21 protein-coding genes and 1 pseudogene are annotated in these 22,299 nt (G+C 71.0%); 16 read left to right on the top strand and 6 right to left on the bottom strand.

Features of this window, described 5'->3' with window-relative positions; translation table 11 throughout:
* Positions 1–95 precede the first annotated feature (95 nt).
* The 13 genes from K7G59_RS05160 to K7G59_RS05100 all read left to right on the top strand — a co-directional run bounded on the left by K7G59_RS05160 (position 96) and on the right by K7G59_RS05100 (position 11,798).
* The gene (locus tag K7G59_RS05160; RefSeq protein ID WP_225830625.1) at positions 96–1,427 is read left to right on the top strand and encodes a hypothetical protein; all 1,332 of its coding nucleotides are present in this window, start codon (positions 96–98) and stop codon (positions 1,425–1,427) included.
* A gap of 198 nt (positions 1,428–1,625) precedes the next feature.
* A complete protein-coding gene (locus K7G59_RS05155; protein ID WP_225830624.1) occupies positions 1,626–2,198 on the top strand; it encodes a GNAT family N-acetyltransferase in 573 nt (190 codons plus the stop codon).
* Positions 2,199–2,324: 126 nt separating this feature from the next.
* On the top strand, positions 2,325–2,408 hold the full coding sequence (locus tag K7G59_RS35250) for a putative leader peptide (protein ID WP_310739661.1): 84 nt from the start codon (positions 2,325–2,327) through the stop codon (positions 2,406–2,408).
* 127 nt (positions 2,409–2,535) lie between these two features.
* A complete protein-coding gene (locus K7G59_RS05150) occupies positions 2,536–4,233 on the top strand; it encodes a nitrite/sulfite reductase (RefSeq protein ID WP_225830623.1) in 1,698 nt (565 codons plus the stop codon).
* Positions 4,230–4,412 (top strand): hypothetical protein, encoded by a 183-nt coding sequence (locus tag K7G59_RS05145; RefSeq protein ID WP_225830622.1) that lies wholly within the window; start codon positions 4,230–4,232, stop codon positions 4,410–4,412. The genes K7G59_RS05150 and K7G59_RS05145 overlap by 4 nt, the downstream gene beginning before the upstream one ends.
* The gene (locus K7G59_RS05140; RefSeq protein WP_225830621.1) at positions 4,409–5,128 is read left to right on the top strand and encodes a phosphoadenylyl-sulfate reductase; all 720 of its coding nucleotides are present in this window, start codon (positions 4,409–4,411) and stop codon (positions 5,126–5,128) included. Before K7G59_RS05145 ends, K7G59_RS05140 begins: the two co-directional genes overlap by 4 nt.
* Positions 5,125–5,694, top strand: coding sequence for an adenylyl-sulfate kinase (gene cysC, locus K7G59_RS05135; RefSeq protein WP_225830620.1), 570 nt, complete (start codon positions 5,125–5,127; stop codon positions 5,692–5,694). The genes K7G59_RS05140 and cysC overlap by 4 nt, the downstream gene beginning before the upstream one ends.
* On the top strand, positions 5,691–6,644 hold the full coding sequence (gene cysD / locus K7G59_RS05130) for a sulfate adenylyltransferase subunit CysD (protein ID WP_225830619.1): 954 nt from the start codon (positions 5,691–5,693) through the stop codon (positions 6,642–6,644). The genes cysC and cysD overlap by 4 nt, the downstream gene beginning before the upstream one ends.
* 2 nt (positions 6,645–6,646) lie before the next feature.
* Positions 6,647–7,981 carry a sulfate adenylyltransferase subunit 1 gene (locus K7G59_RS05125; RefSeq protein ID WP_225830618.1) on the top strand — a complete coding sequence of 445 codons (1,335 nt, stop codon included), beginning with the start codon at positions 6,647–6,649 and terminating at the stop codon, positions 7,979–7,981.
* A gap of 220 nt (positions 7,982–8,201) precedes the next feature.
* The gene (locus K7G59_RS05115) at positions 8,202–9,314 is read left to right on the top strand and encodes an aliphatic sulfonate ABC transporter substrate-binding protein (protein WP_225830616.1); all 1,113 of its coding nucleotides are present in this window, start codon (positions 8,202–8,204) and stop codon (positions 9,312–9,314) included.
* 35 nt (positions 9,315–9,349) lie between these two features.
* Complete coding sequence (locus tag K7G59_RS05110; protein WP_225830615.1) at positions 9,350–10,129, top strand: ABC transporter ATP-binding protein; 780 nt, start codon at positions 9,350–9,352, stop codon at positions 10,127–10,129.
* A complete protein-coding gene (locus K7G59_RS05105) occupies positions 10,116–11,042 on the top strand; it encodes an ABC transporter permease (protein WP_225830614.1) in 927 nt (308 codons plus the stop codon). The genes K7G59_RS05110 and K7G59_RS05105 overlap by 14 nt, the downstream gene beginning before the upstream one ends.
* Positions 11,043–11,048: 6 nt before the next feature.
* Positions 11,049–11,798, top strand: coding sequence for a sirohydrochlorin chelatase (locus K7G59_RS05100; protein WP_225830613.1), 750 nt, complete (start codon positions 11,049–11,051; stop codon positions 11,796–11,798).
* 45 nt (positions 11,799–11,843) lie between these two features.
* Here K7G59_RS05100 and K7G59_RS05095 read toward each other — a convergent pair whose 3' ends face one another.
* The 4 genes from K7G59_RS05095 to K7G59_RS05080 form a co-directional block, all read right to left on the bottom strand.
* Positions 11,844–12,152 carry a hypothetical protein gene (locus K7G59_RS05095; protein WP_225830612.1) on the bottom strand — a complete coding sequence of 103 codons (309 nt, stop codon included), beginning with the start codon at positions 12,150–12,152 and terminating at the stop codon, positions 11,844–11,846.
* A 511-nt stretch (positions 12,153–12,663) separates the two neighbouring features.
* Positions 12,664–13,344, bottom strand: a complete 681-nt coding sequence (locus K7G59_RS05090; RefSeq protein ID WP_225830611.1) for a DsbA family protein — start codon at positions 13,342–13,344, stop codon at positions 12,664–12,666.
* A 198-nt stretch (positions 13,345–13,542) separates the two neighbouring features.
* Positions 13,543–14,595 (bottom strand): ketopantoate reductase family protein, encoded by a 1,053-nt coding sequence (locus tag K7G59_RS05085; protein WP_225830610.1) that lies wholly within the window; start codon positions 14,593–14,595, stop codon positions 13,543–13,545.
* Between the two features lie 64 nt (positions 14,596–14,659).
* Positions 14,660–15,220 (bottom strand): DUF1697 domain-containing protein, encoded by a 561-nt coding sequence (locus K7G59_RS05080; protein WP_225830609.1) that lies wholly within the window; start codon positions 15,218–15,220, stop codon positions 14,660–14,662.
* A 387-nt stretch (positions 15,221–15,607) separates the two neighbouring features.
* Between K7G59_RS05080 and K7G59_RS05075 the strand changes: the two genes are divergently transcribed.
* The 3 genes from K7G59_RS05075 to K7G59_RS05065 all read left to right on the top strand — a co-directional run bounded on the left by K7G59_RS05075 (position 15,608) and on the right by K7G59_RS05065 (position 21,106).
* Positions 15,608–17,854 carry an MMPL family transporter gene (locus K7G59_RS05075; RefSeq protein ID WP_225830608.1) on the top strand — a complete coding sequence of 749 codons (2,247 nt, stop codon included), beginning with the start codon at positions 15,608–15,610 and terminating at the stop codon, positions 17,852–17,854.
* A 154-nt stretch (positions 17,855–18,008) separates the two neighbouring features.
* The gene (locus K7G59_RS05070; RefSeq protein WP_225830607.1) at positions 18,009–18,872 is read left to right on the top strand and encodes a phosphotransferase enzyme family protein; all 864 of its coding nucleotides are present in this window, start codon (positions 18,009–18,011) and stop codon (positions 18,870–18,872) included.
* Between the two features lie 230 nt (positions 18,873–19,102).
* Positions 19,103–21,106: a hypothetical protein gene (locus K7G59_RS05065; protein WP_225830606.1), complete on the top strand. Its 2,004-nt coding sequence runs from the start codon at positions 19,103–19,105 to the stop codon at positions 21,104–21,106.
* A gap of 95 nt (positions 21,107–21,201) precedes the next feature.
* Here the strand turns inward: K7G59_RS05065 and K7G59_RS05060 are convergent, their stop codons facing one another.
* Together K7G59_RS05060 and K7G59_RS05055 are read right to left on the bottom strand one after the other, a co-directional pair.
* On the bottom strand, positions 21,202–21,915 hold the full coding sequence (locus tag K7G59_RS05060) for a 3'-5' exonuclease (RefSeq protein WP_225830605.1): 714 nt from the start codon (positions 21,913–21,915) through the stop codon (positions 21,202–21,204).
* Between the two features lie 74 nt (positions 21,916–21,989).
* Positions 21,990–22,253, bottom strand: a pseudogene (locus K7G59_RS05055) (3'-5' exonuclease); the annotation flags it as partial.
* Positions 22,254–22,299: the final 46 nt, after the last annotated feature.

Raw genomic sequence — 22,299 nt, 5'->3', positions numbered from 1 at the left:
CCCTTCACTGTCGTAGCATCGCCTGCGGGCCTCCCCATCTGCTTCTCGGTCAACGCGGGGATCACCAGGCGCAGTTGGCCCGTCCGGGAGGAGACATGAGACATCGCGGCAGACACCGCCGGCGCAGGCGCGGTGCGGCCCTGCGCGCGGTTCTGGCCGGGACCGGGCTGGCGCTCACCGCGGCCGCCACGCTGATCAGCGCCTCGCAGGCCACGGTCACCGAGAACCCCGGCGCGCTGGCGCCGCTCACCTCCCGGGCCGAGACGGCACCGCTACGGCTCCAGGAGCGGCTGACGCCCGCCCGCACCCTGAACCGGCTCTCCGCCGCGATGGGCCGGCCGGTCGGCGTCGACGCGGTGCTGAACGGCGCCGACCGCACACTGCGCGAGGCCGCCGACTGCTCGCCCGGTGACCGCGCGAGCCTGCCCCTCGCCCCGGCCGTCACCCGCGCCTACTGCTGGGACCGCGCCGATACGGCCGGCGCATGGCGGCCCGCGGCGGTGACCGCCTCCGGCGACGCCGAGGACGACGGCGTGCGGGACGGCCACCGGGTGATCCTCACCGGCTGGACCCATCGCACCGACACCGGGCCCGCCGCCGAGCGCGGCCTCGCCAGGGTCGCCTTCGTCGACGCCGACGAGTCCGCCCGTCCCACCTACCGCTGGGCCCTTCTGGTGGTGCCCGTCGACGGGGGCCGCAACTACCGGGGCCTGGTCTCCGCTGTCTCCGGCATGGTCTGGTACCGGGACAAGCTGCTGGTCACCACCACGGCCGGCAGCGCCGAGGCGCTCTACGTCTACGACCTCGACCGCATCGAGCGCACCACCGTGGACGCGCCCGCGATCGGCCGCGTGCCCGGCGGCTGGTCCGCCGACGGCTACCGGTACGTGCTGCCGGCGATCGGCTCCTACCGTTTCACCGCCGGCCGCTGCGCGCCCTCCGGTCCGCCCTGCCCCGGTGCGCTCGCGCTGGACCGCACAACGGCCCCCGCCTCGCTGGCCGCCGGCGAGTGGACCGCCCCCGGCGGCGAGCGGCGCGCCCGGCTGTGGCGGTACGCGTTCAGCACGGACCCGGCGCGCGGCGGACTGCTCGCCACCGACGCCGCGGGGCGGGCCGAGGCGGTGGAGGCGTACCGGACCCGCACGGCCGGGATCCGGGGCGTGCTGCCGTACCGGCCGGCCGGGGCTGGCCGTCCGTCCTGGTATGTGGGACACGTGCCCGGTCCCCGGGACGGGCGCGGCGCGCTGTGGCGGCAGGACACGCGGGGCGCCGAGGCGGCAGGCTGCGGCTCGTCCGTCCCGCACCGCTGCTGGGCACGCTCGCCCGGCTCGCTGTCCTACTGGCCGCAGACGGGCGAGTTGTGGTCGCTGTCCGACCGCATGCTGTTCGCCGTACGGCCCGCCGGACCGGACCGCCCGCCGGAGTGACCGGACCGCCCGCCGGAGTGACCGGACCGCCCGCCGGACCGGACCACCCGCCGGAGCGACCGGAACGGGCCGGCCGAGAGAGGGGGCGCGGTGAGGTGAAGAACCCGCCCCACCGGAAGGCCCTACCCACCCCGAAGGTGCCGGAGGCTTGAGGCGGGCGATCGACAGATGGCCGGACGGGATGGTTCCCTGGCCGGCATGAGCAGCGTCCCTGTCACCACCTGGTCCCTGGAGCAGACGTCCCCGGCCGACCTCCTGCCCGCCGCCGCGCCCGAGGGCGACGTGCGGATCGTCCGCGCCGAGGTGCCCTCCCCCGAGTTCAGCCGGTTCCTGTACGCCTCGGTCGGGGGTGACATCCGCTGGACCGACCGGCTGGGCTGGACGTACGCGCAGTGGCAGGAGTACCTGGAGCGGCCCGGTGTGGAGACCTGGGTGGCCTACGAGCGGGGCACCCCGGCCGGGTACGTCGAACTGGAGCCGCAGGACGAAGGCGTGGTCGAAATCGTCTACTTCGGGCTGATCCCCGCCTTCCGCGGGCACCGCATCGGCGGCCACCTGCTGTCGTACGGCACCCGGCGGGCCTGGGACCTGGCCGAGCGGTGGCCGGGCCGGACCCCGACCAAGCGGGTGTGGCTGCACACGTGCAGCAAGGACGGTGAGTTCGCGATGGACAACTACCTGCGCCGCGGCTTCACGCTGTTCGACACCAAGGTCGAGCAGGAGCCCGAGGTGGCGACGCCGGGACCCTGGCCCGGTGCGTACCAGGCCTGATCTGCCACGACAAGCCGTCACGCACGGCATGTGACCGACGACACCCTTGTCCACGTTTCGGGACAAGGGTGTCCGCATGATGGACGAAGCTGGACTGTGTCCAGATCGCCGTGCCACGCTTCCGCCATGCCTGGAACTGGAATTGCCTTGGTGAGTCGGCGGCACGTCGACCTCGGCCGCATGTCCAGCGCCATCTGTCCGGCGAGCTGATCGCCCCAGCACCGCCGCTCCTCCCCGAACCTGATGCCTGCCCCCGCAAGGGTGCGCACGCATGCCCGCATGCGCTTATATGCGCAGGTCAGAGCCGTTTCCGCCGGTCCCGAAGGACGTAAAAACCATGGCCGCCACCCCACAGAACCCCGCCGCCGCCGCGCCCCGCCGCAAGGTGAGCCGTCACCGTGGTGAGGGGCAGTGGGCGGTGGGGCACCTGACCCCGCTCAACGGCAACGAGCAGTTCAAGAAGGACGACGACGGTCTCAATGTGCGGACACGCATTGAGACGATCTACTCCAAGCGCGGTTTCGACTCGATCGATCCCAACGACCTGCGCGGCCGGATGCGTTGGTGGGGCCTCTACACCCAGCGCCGCCCCGGGATCGACGGCGGCAAGACCGCGATCCTGGAGCCGGAGGAGCTGGACGACACCTACTTCATGCTCCGGGTGCGCATCGACGGCGGGGCGCTGACGACCGGGCAGCTGCGGGTGATCGGCGAGATCTCGCAGGAGTTCGCGCGGGGCACGGCGGACATCACCGACCGGCAGAACGTCCAGTACCACTGGATCCGGATCGAGGACGTGCCGGAGATCTGGAACCGGCTGGAGGGCGTCGGCCTGTCCACGGTCACCGCGTGCGGCGACACCCCGCGTGTGATGATCGGCTCCCCCGTGGCGGGCATCGCCGAGGACGAGATCATCGACGCCACTCCGGCGCTGGAGGAGATGAAGCGCCGCGTCCTGAACAACAAGGCGTACTCGAACCTCCCCCGCAAGTTCAAGACGGCCATCTCCGGTTCGCCGCTGCTGGACGTCGTGCACGAGATCAACGACGTGGCGTTCGTCGGCGTACGGCACCCCGAGCACGGGCCGGGCTTCGACGTCTGGGTCGGCGGCGGCCTGTCCACCAACCCCAGGCTCGGTGTGCGCCTCGGCGCCTGGGTGCCCCTGGACGAGGTCCCGGACGTCTTCGAGGGCGTCATCTCGATCTTCCGTGACTACGGCTACCGCCGGCTGCGCAACCGTGCCCGCCTGAAGTTCCTCGTCGCCGACTGGGGCCCGGAGAAGTTCCGGCAGGTGCTGGAGGACGAGTACCTGGGCCGCAAGCTGGTCGACGGCCCCGCCCCCGAGCAGCCGGTGCAGCAGTGGCGCGACCACATCGGCGTGCACCGGCAGAAGGACGGCCGGTTCTACGTCGGGTTCGCGCCGCGCGTCGGCCGCGTCGACGGCGCCACGCTGACGAAGATCGCCGACCTCGCGGAGGCACACGGCTCGGGCCGGGTGCGTACCACCGTCGAGCAGAAGATGATCGTCCTCGATGTCGAGCAGGACAAGGTCGACTCGCTGGTGGAGGGCCTGGAGGCGCTGGACCTCACCGCCCGGCCGTCCTCCTTCCGGCGCGGCACCATGGCCTGCACGGGCATCGAGTTCTGCAAGCTCGCCATCGTCGAGACCAAGCAGCGCGGCTCCCAGCTGATCGACGAACTGGAGCGCCGCCTGCCGGACTTCGACGAGCCGATCACCATCAATCTCAACGGCTGCCCGAACGCCTGTGCCCGCATCCAGGTCGCGGACATCGGTCTCAAGGGCCAGCTGGTCCTCGACGACCAGGGCAACCAGGTCGAGGGCTTCCAGGTGCACCTCGGCGGCGCGCTCGGCCTGGAGGCGGGCTTCGGCCGCAAGGTGCGCGGTCTGAAGGTGACGTCTGAGGAACTGCCCGACTACGTCGAGCGGGTGCTCCGGCGTTACCAGGCCGAACGCAAGGACGGCGAGCGGTTCGCGACCTGGGCCGCGCGCGCTTCCGAGGAGGCCCTGTCATGAGCGAGCGTGCCGCGCCGTTCCACTGCCCCTACTGCGGCGACGAGGACCTGCGTCCGAGCGAAGAGGGCCACGGCGCCTGGGAATGCGGGGCGTGCAACCGCGCATTCCGGCTGAAGTTCCTCGGGCTGCTGGCCCGGGGGCTGCAGCGAGCCGACAACGGAGGGGATGACCGGATATGACGACACCTCAGCGCGAGCGATCCGCCGACGAGTTGAAGGCGCTCGCCGAGCAGGCGGGGCGTGATCTGGAGGACGCCTCCGCCCTGGAGATCCTCACGTGGGCCGCCGACACCTTCGGCGAGAAGTTCTGCGTCACCTCCTCGATGGAGGACGCCGTGGTCGCCCATCTGGCCTCCCGGGTACGCAAGGGCGGGGCCCCAGTGGACGTGGTCTTCCTCGACACCGGCTACCACTTCCCGGAGACCATCGGCACCCGCGACGCCGTGGCCGCCGTGATGGACGTCAACGTCATCACCCTCACCCCGCGGCAGACGGTCGCCGAGCAGGACGCGCAGTACGGCCCGAAGCTGCACGACCGCGACCCCGACCTGTGCTGCGCTCTGCGCAAGGTCCAGCCCCTCGAGGAGGGACTGGGGGACTACCAGGCGTGGGCGACGGGCCTGCGCCGCGACGAGTCCCCGACCCGGGCGAACACCCCGGTCGTCGGCTGGGACGAGAAGCGGCAGAAGGTCAAGATCTCCCCGATCGCCCGCTGGACCCAGGACGACGTGGACGCCTACGTCGTCGAACACGGCGTGCTGACCAACCCGTTGCTGATGGACGGCTACGCCTCCGTCGGCTGTGCCCCGTGCACCCGCCGCGTCCTGGAGGGCGAGGACGCGCGCGCCGGCCGCTGGGCCGGGCGCGCCAAGACCGAGTGCGGACTGCACGGATGACGACTTCGACCGACAAGCAGGAGAATCACGTGACGACCGGGGCCACCGTCTGGCTCACGGGTCTGCCGAGCGCCGGCAAGACCACCATCGCGTACGAGCTGGCCGGCCGGCTGCGTGAGCAGGGCCACCTCGTCGAGGTGCTCGACGGCGACGAGATCCGCGAGTTCATCTCGGCGGGTCTCGGCTTCAGCCGCGAGGACCGGCACACCAATGTGCAGCGCATCGGCTTCGTCGCCGAACTGCTGGCCCGTAACGGCGTGAAGGTGCTGGTCCCGGTGATCGCGCCCTACGCGGACAGCCGCGACGCGGTGCGGGGGCGGCACGCGGGGAACGGGACGCCGTACCTGGAGATCCACGTGGCGACGCCGGTCGAGGTGTGCTCGGTGCGCGATGTGAAGGGGCTGTACGCCAAGCAGGCCGCGGGCGAGCTGACCGGGCTCACCGGGGTCGACGACCCGTACGAGGAGCCCGAGTCGCCGGACCTGCGGATCGAATCGCAGGACCAGACCGTGCAGGAGTCCGCGGCGTCGGTGTACGCCCTGCTCAGTGAGAGGGGACTGGCATGACCACCGTCGCCAAGGCAACGACGGACGACGAGGGCGCGAACGGTACGCACACCCCGTACGCCCTGTCGCACCTGGACGCGTTGGAGTCCGAGGCGGTCCACATCTTCCGCGAGGTGGCGGGCGAGTTCGAGAACCCGGTGATCCTTTTCTCCGGTGGCAAGGACTCCATCGTCATGCTGCATCTCGCGCTGAAGGCGTTCGCCCCGGCCGTGATCCCCTTCTCGCTGCTCCATGTGGACACGGGACACAACTTCCCCGAGGTGCTGGAGTACCGAGATCGTGTGGTCGCCGCACATGGGCTGCGCCTCCACGTGGCCTCCGTACAGGACTACATCGACCGCGGTGTGCTCAAGGAGCGCCCCGACGGCACCCGGAACCCGCTGCAGACACTGCCGCTGACCGAGAAGATCCAGAGCGAGAAGTTCGACGCGGTCTTCGGCGGCGGGCGCCGCGACGAGGAGAAGGCCCGCGCCAAGGAGCGCGTGTTCTCCCTGCGCGACGAGTTCTCCCAGTGGGACCCGCGCCGGCAGCGCCCCGAGCTGTGGAACCTGTACAACGGCCGCCACGCGCCCGGTGAGCACGTCCGGGTGTTCCCGCTGAGCAACTGGACCGAGCTGGACGTGTGGCAGTACATCGCCCGCGAGGGCATCGAGCTGCCGGAGATCTACTTCGCGCACGAGCGCGAGGTGTTCCAGCGCAGCGGCATGTGGCTGACCGCGGGTGAGTGGGGCGGCCCGAAGGACGGCGAGAGCGTGGAGAAGCGGCTCGTCCGTTACCGGACCGTGGGTGACATGTCCTGCACGGGTGCCGTCGACTCCGACGCCACCACGCTGGACGCCGTGATCGCCGAGATCGCCGCCTCCCGGCTCACCGAGCGCGGCGCCACCCGCGCCGACGACAAGCTCTCCGAGGCCGCGATGGAAGACCGCAAGCGCGAGGGGTACTTCTAAGCATGAGTACGACCACGACCGAGGCCCTCTCGGCCACCACCCTGCTGCGGTTCGCCACCGCCGGCTCCGTCGACGACGGCAAGTCCACGCTCGTCGGACGGCTGCTGCACGACTCCAAGTCGGTCCTCGCCGACCAGCTGGAGGCCGTGGAGCGGGCGTCCGCCAGCCGCGGCCAGGAAGGCCCCGACCTCGCGCTGCTCACCGACGGGCTGCGGGCCGAGCGCGAGCAGGGCATCACGATCGACGTGGCCTACCGCTACTTCGCCACGCCCCGGCGCCGGTTCATCCTGGCCGACACCCCGGGCCATGTGCAGTACACGCGGAACATGGTCACCGGCGCCTCCACCGCCGAGCTGACGGTGATCCTGGTCGACGCCCGCAACGGTGTCGTCGAGCAGACCCGCCGGCACGCGGCGATCGCCGCGCTGCTGCGCGTGCCGCACGTGGTGCTGGCCGTCAACAAGATGGACCTGGCCGACTACCAGGAGTCGGTGTTCGCCGCGATCGCCGAGGAGTTCACTGCGTACGCCACCGAGCTGGGCGTGCCGGAGGTCACCGCGATCCCGATCTCGGCGCTGGCCGGTGACAACGTGGTGGAGCCGTCCGCGAACATGGACTGGTACGGCGGCCCGACGGTCCTGGAGCACCTGGAGACCGTGCCGGTCACCCATGACCTCGCGCACTGCCACAACCGGCTGCCCGTGCAGTACGTGATCCGGCCGCAGACCGCCGAGCACCCCGACTACCGGGGCTACGCGGGCCAGATCGCGGCCGGCTCCTTCCGGGTCGGCGAGGAGGTCACGATCCTGCCGTCCGGGCGGACCACGCGCATCTCGGCCATCGACCTGCTGGGAAAGCCCGTCGACGTGGCCTGGACGGCGCAGTCGGTGACCGTCCTGCTTCAGGACGACATCGACGTCTCGCGCGGCGATCTGATCGTGCCGACGAAGGACGCGCCGCCCACCACGCAGGACGTGGAGGCGACCGTCTGCCACGTCGCCGACCAGCCGCTGACCGTCGGGCACCGGGTGCTGCTCAAGCACGGCACCCGCACGGTGAAGGCGATCGTCCGGGACATCCCGTCCCGGCTCACGCTCGACGACCTGTCCCTGCACCCGCACCCGGGACAGCTCGTCGCCAACGACATCGGCCGGGTGCAGATCCGTACCGCCGAACCGCTGCCGGTCGACTCCTACGCCGACTCGCGCCGCACCGGCTCCTTCATCCTGATCGACCCCGCCGACGGCACCACGCTCACCGCCGGCATGGTCGGCGAGTCCTTCGCCTCGCCCGAGCCGGTCAAAAACCCGGCGGACGAAGACGGTTGGGACTTCTGATCGTGAACGCTCCGGATTTCTACTCGACGTTCGCGAAGGAGGGCGGCCGTGTCGGCAGCGGCGCCCTCGGCAGCGGGCAGGGCGGAGTCGCCCGATGCGGGCACTGACGTACGCGCACCGCATGCGCGCCCCGTACCGGAAGCGACGAAGAACCACTGCCGAACTCCCGGCCACGACCTGACAGGGCGTGACCGCCGGGCCAACGAGAGGAAACCCTCCCGTGCCTGCCACCCGCTCCACCCTCGTCCGTCGCGGCGCAGCCGTGATCGCCGCGCTGCCCCTGCTCGCCCTGGCCGCGTGCGGCTACGGCTCCAGGGCCGACGACAAGGACCACGTCAAGATCGCCGCCGGGGCCGAGAAGACCGACGGGCTCGACCACGTCAGGATCGGGTACTTCGGGAACCTGACGCACGCCACCGCACTGGTCGGCAACCAGAAGGGCTTCTTCCAGAAGGAACTGGGCGCCACGCGGGCCGAGTACCAGGTCTTCAACGCCGGCCCGTCCGAGATCGAGGCACTGAACTCGGGCTCCATCGACATCGGCTGGATCGGCCCGTCCCCGGCGATCAACGGTTACACCAAGTCCGGCGGCAGGAACCTGCGCATCATCGGCGGTTCGGCGTCCGGCGGGGTGAAGCTGGTCGTCGACCCGAAGAAGATCAGGTCTGTCGAGGACGTCAAGGGCAGGAGGATCGCGACCCCGCAGCTCGGCAACACGCAGGACGTCGCGTTCCTCAACTGGGTGGCGGATCAGGGCTGGAAGGTCGACTCGCAGAGCGGCAAGGGTGACGTGTCGGTCGTACGGACCGACAACAAGGTGATCCCCGACGCCTACCGGTCCGGTTCGGTCGACGGCGCGTGGGTGCCGGAGCCGACCGCGTCGAAGCTGGTCGCCGAGGGCGGCAGGGTGCTGCTGGACGAGTCCTCGCTGTGGCCCGACAAGAAGTTCGTGATCACGAACATCATCGTGCGGCAGAGCTTCCTCAAGGAGCACCCGAAGGCCGTCGAGGCGGTGTTGAGAGCCTCCGTCGAGACCAACAAGTGGATCAACGCCCACCCGGACGAGGCGAAGGCCGCGGCCAACCGGCAGCTCGGCATCGACTCCGGCAAGGAGCTGCCGGCGAACGTCCTGGACCCGGCGTGGAAGTCCCTGCGGATCACCGACGACCCGCTGGCCGCGACCCTCGACACCGAGGCGCGGCACGCGGTGAAGGCCGGTCTGCTGGAGCACCCCGAGCTGGACGGCATCTACGACCTCACCCTCCTGAACAAGGTCCTCAAGGCCGAGGGCGTGCCAGCCGTCAGCGACGCCGGTCTCGGCGTCGCCAAGTAAGCCCCGTAGCCAAGAGTTCTCAGGAGGTGACGACCATGGCCACGACCTTCGCCACGGCCGATCAGGCCATCGCACAGGCGGCACGCATCCAGCGCGTCTCGAAGTCATTCGCAGGACCGGGCGGCACGCAGCTCGTCCTGGACGACATCAGCCTCGATGTCGCGCCGGGCGAGTTCGTCACCCTCCTGGGGGCCTCGGGCTGCGGCAAGTCGACCTTGCTGAACCTGGTGGCGGGGCTGGACAAGCCCTCCGCCGGCAGCATCACGACCAACGGGCGTCCGGCTCTGATGTTCCAGGAGCACGCCCTGTTCCCGTGGCTGACCGCGGGCAAGAACATCGAACTCGCCCTGAAGCTGCGGGGCGTCGCGAAGAACGAGCGGCGCGGCAGGGCCGAGGAGCTGCTCGAACTCGTCCGGCTGCGCGGCTCGTACGGCAAGCGGGTGCACGAGCTGTCCGGCGGTATGCGCCAGCGTGTCGCCATGGCCCGTGCCCTCGCCCAGGACAGCCAGCTGCTGCTGATGGACGAGCCGTTCGCGGCACTGGACGCGATCACCCGTGACCTGCTGCACGACGAACTGACCCGGATCTGGGCCGAGACGGGCCTGTCGGTGCTGTTCGTCACGCACAACGTGCGCGAGGCGGTGCGGCTCGCGCAGCGTGTCGTGCTGCTGTCCTCGCGGCCGGGCCGGGTGGCCCGCGAGTGGCAGGTGGACATTCCGCAGCCGCGGCGCATCGAGGACGCCCCGGTGGCCGAACTGTCCCTTGAGATCACCGAAGTACTGCGTGGGGAGATCCGCCGTCATGGCCAGCAGTGAGACGAAGACGGGCCTCACCGACACCGGCGCGGCACGGGCCGCGGGCAACCAGCCGACCGGTGGTCTCGAAGCGGGCCTGGACGCCCTGGAGAGTGCCGTCGCCGGCCCGTCCCGGACCTCGTTCCGGCAGACTTTCGCCAACAAGATCCTGCCGCCGCTCGTGGCCACCGTGGTGGTACTGGCAGGGTGGCAGGCGCTGATCACGTTCAAGATCGTCGACGATCCGACGAAGCTGCCCTCCCCTGCCGACGTGGCGGGCGAGTTCAGGAACTCCTGGCTCGAGGGCACGCTGTTCGACTACATCTGGACCAGCGTCTCGCGCGGCCTGCTCGGCTTCCTGTTCGCGCTGGCCATCGGCACCCCGCTGGGACTGCTGGTGGCCCGGGTGAAGTTCGTGCGCGCGGCCATCGGCCCGGTGCTGTCCGGCCTGCAGTCGCTGCCGTCGGTGGCATGGGTGCCGCCGGCGGTGATCTGGCTGGGCCTGAACAACTCGATGATGTACGCGGTGATCCTGCTCGGTGCCGTGCCCTCCATCGCCAACGGGCTGGTCTCCGGCATCGACCAGGTGCCGCCGCTGTTCCTGCGGGCGGGCCGCACGATGGGCGCCTCGGGCCTGAAGGGCGCCTGGCACATCGTCCTGCCGGCCGCGCTGCCCGGTTATCTGGCGGGCCTGAAGCAGGGCTGGGCCTTCTCCTGGCGTTCACTGATGGCGGCGGAGATCATCGCGTCCTCGCCGGACCTCGGCGTCGGCCTGGGCGCGCTGCTGGAGAACGGCCGCAATGCCAGCTCCATGTCCATGGTGTTCGAGGCGATCTTCCTGATCCTGTTCGTCGGCATCGCCATCGACCTGCTGATCTTCAGCCCGCTGGAGCGCTGGGTCCTGCGCAGCCGCGGCCTGCTGGTGAAGAGCTGAGGCGCCATGTACGGCAGACCGGTTCGCCCCGTCCTCGTCGTGATCGCCCATGGCAGCCGCGATCCGCGGCACGCGGCGACCGTGCACGCCCTGGTGGAGCGGGTGCGGGCGCTGCGCCCCGGGCTGCGCGTGGAGACCGGCTTCCTGGACTTCAACGTCCCTTCGGTGCAGGGGGTGCTGGAGTCGCTGGCGGCGGACGGCGTGCGGGACGTCGTCGCCCTGCCGCTGCTGCTCACGCGGGCGTTCCACGCCAAGGCCGACATCCCGGCCGTGCTGCGGGAGGCGCCGGCGCGGCTGCGGATCCGGCAGGCGGACGTGCTCGGCCCGTCCCCGCTGCTGCTGTCCGGCCTGGAGAGGCGCCTGTACGAGGCAGGGTTGACGCCTGCCGACAAGTCCTCGACCGGGGTCGTGCTGGCCTCGGCGGGGTCCTCAGACCCGGAGGCGATCGCAGTGATCGCTGATATCGCGCGGGAGTGGTGGCACACCGGTTGGTGCGCCGTGCGGCCTGCGTTCGCCTCCGCTTGCCTTCCGCGTACCGAGGACGCGGTGCGGGAGCTGCGCGCTCGCGGCTGCGAGCGGGTCGCGGTCGCGCCGTATGTGCTCGCCCCGGGCTTCCTGCCGGACCGCATCGCCCGCGGCGCGGCCGGTGCGGACGTCCTCGCGGAGGTGCTCGGCGCGGCGCCCGAGGTGGCCCGGGTACTGCTGGAACGCTACGACGAGGCGGCTGTTCCGGTGCGGGCGGCGCTCGGCGCCTGACGGGCCGCGGGCCGCTCCCCCCGGACGGCGCAGCGGCCCGCCGGGTCACAGGTCCAGCAGGTGCGTGAACTGCTGGACGTAGCCGAGACTGCCGGTGCCGGCCAAGGCGCTGATGCAGACGACCTCCAGCGCGTTGCGGATACGGCCGCGGTTGGGCGGCCCGCCGTCCTCGGCGGCCAGTTCCAGCTCGCCCTTGATGATCTCCCCGTAACCGGCGAGCCCCGGGTATTCGGCGCGCAGGGTCTGCAAGAAGTGTTCCGCGAGCTCTACGAGTCCCTCCGGATCGAGGCCGCCGTGTGCGCGGTCGCCATAGCCTCCGGGGCCATGGGCGGGCCCGTAGCTGTATGCGCTCATGTCCTGTTTCTCACTCCTGCTCCAGGGGGTGGCCGGGGCCGCCGGATCACCGAGGTCGTGGGTGCGGGCGCGCACGACCGGTGGGGGGTTGTCGCAGGCGCTGTGGTCGGTGAACCGTGCGTCGCGGCCGTGCGGAAGCGGCCGGAAACTGCCGCCCAGCTGGGCGGTCCACGCCCGTCGACCGCACGCTCCTCAGCCCCCTCTGGCCGTTCCGCGCGCTACACCCTAGGGACAACCGAGGGGGTTTGTCCCGGAGTTCGGCAGACGCCCACCGATCCGCCGGGCCGCAGGTGCGGAAAAGGGCCGGCCGCGGTCCCGGCGCTCCCCTGTGGCGCCGGTACCGCGGCCGGCTCCTGGTTCTGCGTCGTGCCCGGCGTCCGTGTCACACGCGGGGACGGGCCGGCGCTCCGGAGGGTTGTTCATCGGCCGGTCCCTCGTCGCTCAGGGGCGGTCCGGCCGACGCGGGACCAGCCGGGATCAGCCGGCCGGTATCCGCTCGGCCGAAGCGTTGTCAGTCGAAGCGGAGGGCTCCGGTGCGGGTGCGCTTGAGTTCGAAGAAGTCGGGCTGGCGGGCCAGCACCCGGAAGCTGTCGAAGAGTTCGACGGCCTCGGTACCGCGCGGGATGGCCCGCAGGACGGGTCCGAACCACACCGTGCCGTCGACATGGATCGTGGGCGTACCGACGTACCCGTCCGAGTCGGGCTCGAAGCCTGCCTCGTGGCTGCGGCGGACCGCGTCGTCGTACGACGGGTCGTGGGCGGCGTCCGCCAGGTCGGCGTCGAGCCCGAGTTCGGCGAGGGACTCGGCGATCACCACGTCGAAGTCCTTGATCTCCCGCTCGTGGATCCGCGTCCCGAACGCGGTGTACAGATCGCGCAGCACCTTGTCGCCGTGCCGTTCGGCGGCGGCCACCGCGACGCGCACCGGGCCGATCGAGCGGTCCACCAGGTCCCGGTACCAGTCGGGGAGTTCGTTGCCGATGTTGTGCAGGAACAGGCTCATGGGCCGGAAGCGGAGGTCGAGCGGGCGCTCCCGCTCGACCTCCAGGATCCAGCGGGAGGTGATCCAGGCGAAGGGGCAGGCGGCGTCGAAGTAGAAGTCGACCCGGGTCGAACCCGCTTCGGTCGTACGGGTGGTCGTGCCGGCCGCCGTGCGGCCGGTCTCGGAAGGCGTGGGGTACTGCGTCGTCATGGTGACGACGTTAGTGCGACAGTGGCGCAAGATCCCGGCCCAATCGACAACTGTTTCACTGCTCCACTCGACGTGCCCCACTCGACGTGCCCCACGCGACGTGCCCCACTCGACGTGCCCCACTCGACGTGCCCGACTCGACATGCCCCACTCGACGTGCCCCACTCGACGTGCCCCACTCGACGTGCCCGCCGGAGGTCAACCGCCTTGCCGGACGGCCGGGCCGGCCATGCGGACCAGCTCGGCGACCGGCAGGGAGCCCGCGGCCCTGCCCTCCCGCGCGAACCGGTCGGCGAGTTGCTGGAGCAGTTCGTTCAGCGGGGTCGGTACGCCGTACAGGCGCCCGAGCAGAACGATCTCGCCGTTGAGGTAGTCCGCCTCGATGGTGCCGGTGCCCCGGGCGAGTGACTGCCAGGAGGAGCCGCCACCGCGCTGGGCACCGTCGAGCGGCACCAGGGTCACCTTGTCGCCGCGCGCCGCCTGCTGTTCCTCCGCGCTCGCGCGGGCGATCCCGGCGGCGTCGAGCACGGCCTCGCCCTCGGCCCGCACGCGCGCGTACAGCTCCCGTGCCGCCTCGCCGGTGACGGGCCCGCTCACCGCCTCGAGGGCGTTGCCGAGGTTCCCCAGCAGCTTGGCGTACTGCCAGCGGGCGACGTCCGGCACGACCGGCGCCTCGAAGCGGGAGGCCTCCAGGTCCGCGGCGATCCGGTGGGCGGTGCCGTCGGTGCCGTGCGGGAGCCGGCCGAGGTGCAGGACGCCGGTGAGCGGGGTACCGGCGGCGCAGACGACGCCGGGCTCCACGAATGTCGAGGGCAGCCAGACGCAGACGCCGTACACGCGGCGGAAGCGGCGCAGCGCCAGCCGTCCGCTCTCCACGCCGTTCTGCAGGCAGACCAGGGGCAGCCGCTCCCAGGCCCGCGTCCCTGCCGGGCCGGAGGGTGAGCCCGGGGCCGGGCCGCCGTCCGTCACGGGCACGTCGGCCCAGGTCTCCAGGGCGGCAACGGTGTCCTGGGTCTTCACGGCCAGCATGAGGACGTCGTCGGGGCGCAGCGCGCCGAGCGGCCCCGGTCCGTCGACGACGGGCAGCCGGTACGTCAGCTCGCCCTCCGGCACCCGCAGCCGCAGCCCGTGATCGTCGAGCGCCGCCCGGTGCCGGCCCCGCGCGACGAGCACGACCTCGTGCCCGGCCTGGGCCAGCCGCCCGCCGACGGTGCCACCCACCGCCCCCGCCCCGATGATGATGTAGCGCATGGGGCAGAGCCTCGCACACGGGCGCAGGCCCCCGGCCCCGGAATCCGCCGGCCGGCGGGCCCCGTCAGGCGCCCTGAGCCGGCTGCCGGGTCAGCTCCACCAGTTTGAGCACGGTGTTCCAGTTCCGGCTGGTGGCGACGAGCCCCCGGGTGCTGCGCGGCCGGGACAGCACTTCGGCGAGCTTGGAGCGGCCGAGGCCTTCGGGGGCGTAGAGGTACAGGCAGCGGTCTCCGAGACGGAACTCCTCGGGGAGGTAGGCGGCCTGGTCGATCTCTGCGTAGCGGTCCGGGGTGACGGGTGCGGAGAAGTAGGTGACGTGCAGTTGCCTGGCCTCCAGTTCGACGGCCGGAAAGGGGCAGTTTTCGGCCACGGCTTTCAGATAGGCGTGGCCGCGTACGATCACGTCGACCGCGAAGCCGAACCGTGCCTCGATCGCCCGGCCCAACTCGTCCGCCAGGCACTGCTCGTCGCCCCGTTCGGTGGTGAAGACGGCCTGCCCGCTCTGCAGATGGGTCCGTACGCCGTCGAGCTCGAGACTGCTCATGAGGGTGCGCAGGTCGGCCATCGGGAGCCTTCTGCTGCCGCCGACGTTGATTCCGCGCAGCAGCGCCGCATAGGTCGTCATCCGCACACCATAGAGCGGCCGTCGTGCCCCGTGGGGGCGGGCACGACGGCCGCAGGGCCCGCGTGGTGCGCCGGGCTGCGCGAAACTCTGGCCGAACATCGGCGCCGGATCAACCTCTTCACGCACCTGTGACTTGTTCAACAAGGTTTCGCCATCCACAAAGTGGATCTTGATGACGGAACGGACACCCCTGGCTTCGTCCCCGAGACCGCCCCCGACAACCGCAGATAGGTGTAAGGGGCCACGGTCATACCCAGCGACGAGAGCGCGGAGGCTCATTTCACCGGGGAGTACGACGTCACATCCTTATCCGGCCCATACCGTCGTAGGAGAGCGAGAAACGTGGCGGCAGGGGGCCGTCACCGCACACGAGGGGGCACACCCGACATGGGGAACACAGAGGTGCGGGCGCGTGGTCTTGCCGCCCGCGCCGGCGGCTGGAGCGCTCGGCACCGCTGGGCCGCCGTCGGCATATGGGTGCTGTTCGTGGTCCTGGCCATGGGGCTCGGCCAGGCGGCCGGGCGGGTCGACGTGGACGAGGGCGACCAGCTCAAGGGAGAGACGCACACCGCCGCGAAGATCCTCGACGACGCGGGGATCAAGGACGCGGCCTCGGAGACCGTCATCATCCAGTCCAAGGACGGCTCGACGACCGCCGAGAGCGGCGAGTTCCGGTCCGCCGTCACCGAGATCGTCAAGGCCGTCGACGCCACCGGCAAGGTCACCTCGGTGACGTCGCCCTACGACACGCACTCCATCTCCCGGGACGGGCGCAGCGCGCTCGTCCAGTTCGATGTGCGGGGCGACGCGAAGACGGCCGCCGACCGGGTCGGGCCGGTGCTGGACGCCGTCTCCGGGGTGCAGAAGAAGCACGAATCGCTGCGGATCGAGGAGATCGGCGGCGCCAGCATGGGCAAGCAGTACAAGGACGCCTACGGCAACGACTTCCAGAAGGCCGAGTACTCGGCGGTGCCGGTGGCGCTCGGCATCCTGCTGATCGCGTTCGGCGCGCTGGTGGCCGCTCTGCTGCCGGTGGCCCTCGCGATCACCGCCATCATGGCGACGATGGGTCTGATGGGCATCGTCAGCCACGTCCAGGCGATGAGCGACACCGCCAACTCCGTGATGCTGCTGGTCGGTATGGCGGTCGGCGTCGACTACTGCCTGTTCTATCTGCGTCGCGAGCGCGAGGAGCGGGCCGCCGGGCGGGACGCGGGCACCGCGCTGCGGATCGCCGCCGCCACCAGCGGCCGGGCGGTCGTCGTCTCCGGTGTCACGGTGTGCGTGGCGATGGCGGGCATGCTGTTCACCGGGCTCGCCGAGTTCGAGGCGATGGGCCTGGCCTCGCTGATGGTGGTCGCCGTCGCCATGGTCGGCTCGGTGACGGTGCTGCCCGCGCTGCTGTCGCTGCTCGGCGAGCGCGTCGAGAAGGGGCGTATCCCCTTCCTCCGCCGCCGGCGTCGCTCCGACGCGAACAGCGAGAGCCGGTTCTGGACCGCCGTGCTGCGGGCGGTGCTGGCCAAGCCGCTGGTCTCCACGCTCGTGGCCGGCGGTGCGCTGCTCGCGGTCGCCGCGCCCGCGCTGGGCATGAAGACCCAGCAGCTCACGCTGGACCAGGAGTTCGGCAACTCGTTGCCGATCGTGGCGACGTACAACCGGGTCAACGACGCCTTCCCGGGCGGCAGCGAGCCGGCCCAGGTCGTCGTGCGGGCCAAGGACATCAACGCGCCCGAGGTGCGGCAGGCGCTCGCCGACTTCAAGCGGCAGGCGATCGCGTCGGGTGCCTCGCGCGGCCCGGTCGACATCAAGCTGCACGACGCGCAGAACGTGGCCGTGGTGGACGTGCCGCTGGTCGGCGGCTCGGACATGGACCGGGCGGTCAAGAGCCTGGAGAAGCTGCGCGACGAGGTCAGGCCCGCCACCCTCGGCAAGGTCGCCGGCCTCGACGCGCCGGTCACCGGGCAGGTCGCCGGCAACCACGACTTCAACGACCAGTTGCTCGGCTCCGTCATCCCGGTCTTCGTGTTCGTGATCGTCTTCGCCTTCCTGCTGATGCTGCTGTCGTTCCGCTCGCTGACGGTCGCGATCACGTCGATCGTGCTCAACCTGCTGTCGGTGGGCGCCGCCTACGGCATCCTCGTCGCCGTCTTCCAGCACGGCTGGGGCGCCTCGCTGGTGGGCGCTGAGGGTGTCGGCGCGGTCGTGACCTGGCTGCCGCTGTTCCTCTTCGTGATCCTGTTCGGGCTGTCCATGGACTACCACGTGTTCGTGGTCTCCCGGATCCGCGAGGCCCGGATGCGTGGTCGCAGCACCAAGGACGCGATCCAGCACGGCGTGGTCACCACGGCGGGCGTGGTCACCAGTGCCGCCGTCATCATGGTCGCCGTGTTCGCGATCTTCGGCACGCTGTCCATGCAGTCCATGAAGCAGATGGGCGTGGGTCTGGCCGCCGCGGTCCTCATCGACGCGACCATCATCCGCGGTGTGCTGCTGCCGGCCGTGATGGCGCTGCTCGGCGAGCGCAACTGGTACCTGCCGAAGTGGCTGAACCGCCTGCCGGACCTCACCCACGACGAGTCGTCCGAGGCGGCTACGGCACCGGTCCACGGGGAGGGCGAGCGACTGACGGTCTGATGCGTCGGCGCCTTCCCTGGGCCTGTTGGCACCGCACGGTGCCGACAGGCCCTTTTCCACGGTCCGGCCTGTGCGAATGCGAGACTGACCAGAAGCCGTGGACCGGAGACGGTCGGGGCACGCACGGCACGGGACGAGGGCACGGAGGCGGACGATGGACGAGGCTCGGGCGCGGGACGTACTGGCCGCGGCGGGGCTGCTGCCGGGCCGGACCGGGGACGCTCGGCTGCTCGCCCTCGGTGAGAACGCGGTGTTCGCCGCCGGAGACCTGGTGGTGAAGGTGGGCCGCGACGCCGAGCTGCTGGAGCGGGCCCGGCGCGAACTGGACATCGCCGGCTGGCTGGCGGAGAAGGGCGTGCCGGCGGTGCGGGCGGCCGAGCCGAAGCCGCTGCTCGTGGAGGGGCACCCGGTGACCGTCTGGCACCGGCTGCCCGATCCGGTACGGCCGGCCGGACCCCGGGACCTGGCCGAGCTGCTGCGGATCGTGCACGCGCTGCCCGCCCCTTCCTTCGCACTGCCGCCCCGTGAGCTGCTGGCCGGGGTGGAGCGCTGGCTGCGGCTCGCGGGCGAGGCGATCGACCCGCAGGACGCGGCGTATCTGCGGGCGCGCCGGGACGGCTTCGCGGCTGCCATCGCCGCGCTGACGCCCCGTCTGGCACCGGGGCCCATCCACGGGGACGCGCTGCCGCGCAATGTGCACGTCGGCCCACAGGGGCCGGTGCTGGTCGACCTGGAGACCTTCTCCGCCGACCTGCGCGAGCACGACCTGGTGGTCATGGCCCTGTCCCGGGACCGGTACGGCCTGTCCGCCGCGGCCTACGACGCGTTCACCGACGCCTACGGGTGGGACGTGCGCGAGTGGGAGGGCTGCGGGGTGCTCCGCGGGGCTCGCGAGACGGCCAGTTGCGCGTGGGTCGCGCAGCACACGCCGAGCAGTCCGAAGGCGCTGGCCGAGTTCGAGCGCCGGGTGGCGTCCTTGCGGAACGGAGACGAGACGGTGCGGTGGCATTCGTTCTGAGGCCGGATCCGAGGCCGGGAGGGTTCGCGGCCCGGCGCTGACGCGGCGACCTCGCCACCTGCCGCCAGGCTGACCCGGAACGCGGAGTCGGCTGATCATCACAGCCCTGCCTACCCCAGCTCGTCCGCCGGACGGGCCGGATCCGTCTCAAGGCCACAGCAGTCGGAGCGCCGCCTCCACGCCACGGCCAAGCTCTCGTCGTCTGCGCGCCGAGCGGTAAGGTCGCGAGCATGTGGAAGGGGTTGGGCGCGGTTGACTGGGCGGCTCTGAAACACAACCACGGATCTGCCAAGGACGTGCCTGCCCTGTTGCGCCGGTGCGCAGGACCGGTCCAGGAGGATGTCGACGACGCGGCCCTCGAGCTCCTCGATCACCTTTTCCACCAGGGCGGCTGGATCTGTTCAGCGGCCCCGGCCGCGCTGCCCTTTCTGGTACGGCTGGCGGCGAGCCCGGATGCGTTGCTCTCGTGTCGTCGCGTGATGCTCGAACTGGTGTCGAGGCTGGCCGCCGAGGCGGGACAGGTCGCCGGGAAGCTCCTGGATCCCGGCTGGCAGCCGGCATGGGAGCAGGTTCTGCCGGATGTACTCGGCCTGCTCACCGATCCCGCCCCGGAGATCCGCCGGGGCGCAGCCCACGTACTTGGTGTCTGTGACAGTCCCGGTGAACTCGTACTGTCAGCGCTTGTGCAGTGCTGGCAAGCGGAGACCGATCCGGCGACCTGTCTCGACTTGGTTCTCGCGCTCGGCCAGGCGGCCCACCGCGAACCCGTCGGCCCACAGGCCGCCGCGGTCCTGGGGTGGCTCCACGGACTCCTTGACGCCCCGCAAACGCAGATCCGTCTGGCGGCAACGCACGCGCTGGCCACGGCCGACCCGAACCTTCCCGCACGACGGATCGACCTGCTGCTGGAAGAAGTCCGTGACCCGAGCGTCGAGTTGTGGCGCCACACCAGCACCGTCGAAGCCGGCGTCGGGGGCGTTCACCGCTGGACTGCGGCACTGCTCACTGGGCCGTCCATCACCTTCGCCCTCGGTCTTCTGAAGGACCATCCCGATGTCGACCAGCGAATCGGCGCCCTTGCCCAGGCAGGCGGGCTGCTGGCGGAATGGCGCTCGGCGAGCGCTGCACTCCTTCCTGCTCTCTCTGTCCGGTTGGACGATCCCTCTCCCGAGGTCCGATTCCGAGCGACTGAGCTACTGGCATGCCTCGGTACGGCCGCCGCGGCCCATGCCGACGAGGCTGCCGTCCTGCTCGGCGACACAGCATCCCGTGCGACCCGGAAAGGGGAGACCGTCGCAGAGGCCGCACTGTGGACGCTGGCCCGGATGAACGATCCACGCTGCGTACCAGCCCTGATCGAGGTGATGGCCGATACGCGGTCGGGCTTCGCTTCGAGCTCCGCCGGCTACCCCGTGACCGCTGGCTGGCACTATGCCGTGCTCCCGACACTCCATGAGGTCCTGGGCCAGCTTCTCGATCATGCTGAGCCGCTCGTGCCCGTCATCGGTGCACAGCTCGAAACCGCGACCGACAACCGTGTGCTCAACCAGCTCTGCCAGGTGCTCGCCGGCTGGGGCCCAGCTGCGAAGGCAGCGGTTCCGCAACTGCTTGGCCTCCTGGAGGACGACCGGGCCTGGGCCGCGGCAGCGCGGGCGCTTGCAGGGATCGGAGCGGCGGCGAACCGCGCGCAAGATCTGCTGCTGGCCCGGTCGAGCACCCGCGGAGCGCACGCGGAACTTGCAGCTTGGGCCTACTGGAAGGTCGGCGGCGAGGCCGCACCAGCCGTGGAAGCACTCGGCGAAGTCGCTACCGGTGCGAGCATTCCACGGCCCGTCCTGCGGATGCTCGCCGACCTCGGCCCGCATGCTGCCTGCTACGCGAAGCAACTCCGGTCCCTGACCACCGACAACGATCCCTGGACCCGTATCGAAGCGGCTCACGCACTCTGGGCCGTGACGGGCGATGCCGATACCACCGCCCCGGTATTGACTGCTGCTGTGCAGGGTCTGGCCAAGGGCTCTTTCCTCCCGGTGATGCTCCCCGCCGTACGCTACCTGGCCCAGACCGGCAGTGCGGGCCGGCCCGCTGTCCCGCTCTTGCTCGCCGCGCTGACCCGTGATCAGCGACTCCGCAACAGCGGCGGCTGGCGGGGTTTTGTCCAGGACGAGTCGATCCGCTCAGCCATTGAAGAGCTGCTCGCCGGATGTGGAGAACCTCCCGCACCGACCATCTGAAGCCCAGTTCCACCGCATGCATGCGTTGTCTCAGCTCTATCTGGGACCGACCATGCAACGCCACGGCCTCTCAGGAGTTTGCAGACCGGCAGGGATCAGCCTCTGTACGGCACGACAGGCCAAGCCTGCTCGACGATCGCCTCGGGATTCGAGGTGCGTCGGAGGTAACTCTGCAGGGACACCGCCTGCTCCGCCGCCGCCCGGACCTGGAGGTCGTGAAGGTCAGCCAGCGCAATCGACCCTATGGTCGAGTGTTTGGCTCCCATTCTCCGTGCGGCACGCGCCGCGGCCAGCGCGTCCGCGACAGCGGTGTGCGCCTCGTGGAGCGTAACGCCGTAGTGCTCGCAGAGGGCTTGGAGGGTCCTCCTGCCCTTCCTGTACCGGTCCGCGTGCTTGTCCAGGACCAACGGGTCAATGACCGGCGCGGGCGTCCCTCGCAACCGCTCGACCAGCGGTTCGATCCCGTGACGTCGACACTCACGATCCAGCAGCGACAGGTCGTAACGTGCGTTCATCACCACGAGCGGGGTCCCCGACTGAAGTGCGTCGGCGAGGGTCGCCGTTATCTCGTCGATCGCGTGCGCAGCCGGCATCCCCTCTGCGCGGGCACGATCCGTGGATATGCCGTGGATCGCTGTCGCCTCCTCCGGGATGGCCACCCCTGGGTCGAGCAGCCACGTCCACTCCTGCGAAACGCGCCCCTCGGGCTCCACCGCCACCACTGCCGCGGTGACGATCCGGTCCGACTCGATGTCGGTTCCGGTGGTCTCAAGGTCAAAGGCCACCAAGGGCTCGCTGATCCAGGTCATCGCAGGGCCCCGTTCATCCGCACGACGTGAGCCGTCTGAGGCGCCATCCGGGCGTGCGGAGAAAGGACGGCGTCGTAGGCGACCCGTATATCCGCGACGGCGTCGGCGACCTGGTGCGCCGGTCCGCCCTCGGCGGCAGCGCGTTCGTCGCTGATGCCGTGCACGGCCACGGCGTCGGCCGGGATCTCCTCGCCCGGATCCGCCGGCCGTTCCCGGCGGCCTGTGGGCTCACCGGCCCTGACCTCGATCACCCTGCCGGTGGCGATACGCGCCTCATGCGGACCTGTCCCGGTCGTCTCCGGGTCGAAGCCGATCAGCGGCTCCCGGTGCCAGCCCATGGGCGGCCCCCCTTCTTGGTGGTGCTTTCCCCCAGTGGCGTCCACC

The sequence above is a fragment of the Streptomyces sp. NK08204 genome (assembly GCF_020400585.1).
Lineage (GTDB): Bacteria > Actinomycetota > Actinomycetes > Streptomycetales > Streptomycetaceae > Streptomyces.
Note: the sequence above shows the minus strand (reverse complement) of the source record. Positions and strands in the feature narration are given on the sequence as shown.

Excerpts from the sequence above, each read along its gene's own strand:
- K7G59_RS05160 (WP_225830625.1), top strand. The coding sequence starts at position 96 with ATGAGACATCGCGGCAGACACCGCCGGCGCAGGCGCGGTGCGGCCCTG.
- K7G59_RS05155 (WP_225830624.1), top strand. The coding sequence starts at position 1,626 with ATGAGCAGCGTCCCTGTCACCACCTGGTCCCTGGAGCAGACGTCCCCG.
- K7G59_RS35250 (WP_310739661.1), top strand. The coding sequence starts at position 2,325 with ATGCCTGGAACTGGAATTGCCTTGGTGAGTCGGCGGCACGTCGACCTC.
- K7G59_RS05150 (WP_225830623.1), top strand. The coding sequence starts at position 2,536 with ATGGCCGCCACCCCACAGAACCCCGCCGCCGCCGCGCCCCGCCGCAAG.
- K7G59_RS05145 (WP_225830622.1), top strand. The coding sequence starts at position 4,230 with ATGAGCGAGCGTGCCGCGCCGTTCCACTGCCCCTACTGCGGCGACGAG.
- K7G59_RS05140 (WP_225830621.1), top strand. The coding sequence starts at position 4,409 with ATGACGACACCTCAGCGCGAGCGATCCGCCGACGAGTTGAAGGCGCTC.
- cysC (WP_225830620.1), top strand. The coding sequence starts at position 5,125 with ATGACGACTTCGACCGACAAGCAGGAGAATCACGTGACGACCGGGGCC.
- cysD (WP_225830619.1), top strand. The coding sequence starts at position 5,691 with ATGACCACCGTCGCCAAGGCAACGACGGACGACGAGGGCGCGAACGGT.
- K7G59_RS05125 (WP_225830618.1), top strand. The coding sequence starts at position 6,647 with ATGAGTACGACCACGACCGAGGCCCTCTCGGCCACCACCCTGCTGCGG.
- K7G59_RS05110 (WP_225830615.1), top strand. The coding sequence starts at position 9,350 with ATGGCCACGACCTTCGCCACGGCCGATCAGGCCATCGCACAGGCGGCA.
- K7G59_RS05105 (WP_225830614.1), top strand. The coding sequence starts at position 10,116 with ATGGCCAGCAGTGAGACGAAGACGGGCCTCACCGACACCGGCGCGGCA.
- K7G59_RS05100 (WP_225830613.1), top strand. The coding sequence starts at position 11,049 with ATGTACGGCAGACCGGTTCGCCCCGTCCTCGTCGTGATCGCCCATGGC.
- K7G59_RS05095 (WP_225830612.1), bottom strand. The coding sequence starts at position 12,152 with ATGAGCGCATACAGCTACGGGCCCGCCCATGGCCCCGGAGGCTATGGC.
- K7G59_RS05090 (WP_225830611.1), bottom strand. The coding sequence starts at position 13,344 with ATGACGACGCAGTACCCCACGCCTTCCGAGACCGGCCGCACGGCGGCC.
- K7G59_RS05085 (WP_225830610.1), bottom strand. The coding sequence starts at position 14,595 with ATGCGCTACATCATCATCGGGGCGGGGGCGGTGGGTGGCACCGTCGGC.
- K7G59_RS05080 (WP_225830609.1), bottom strand. The coding sequence starts at position 15,220 with ATGACGACCTATGCGGCGCTGCTGCGCGGAATCAACGTCGGCGGCAGC.
- K7G59_RS05075 (WP_225830608.1), top strand. The coding sequence starts at position 15,608 with ATGGGGAACACAGAGGTGCGGGCGCGTGGTCTTGCCGCCCGCGCCGGC.
- K7G59_RS05070 (WP_225830607.1), top strand. The coding sequence starts at position 18,009 with ATGGACGAGGCTCGGGCGCGGGACGTACTGGCCGCGGCGGGGCTGCTG.
- K7G59_RS05065 (WP_225830606.1), top strand. The coding sequence starts at position 19,103 with ATGTGGAAGGGGTTGGGCGCGGTTGACTGGGCGGCTCTGAAACACAAC.
- K7G59_RS05060 (WP_225830605.1), bottom strand. The coding sequence starts at position 21,915 with ATGACCTGGATCAGCGAGCCCTTGGTGGCCTTTGACCTTGAGACCACC.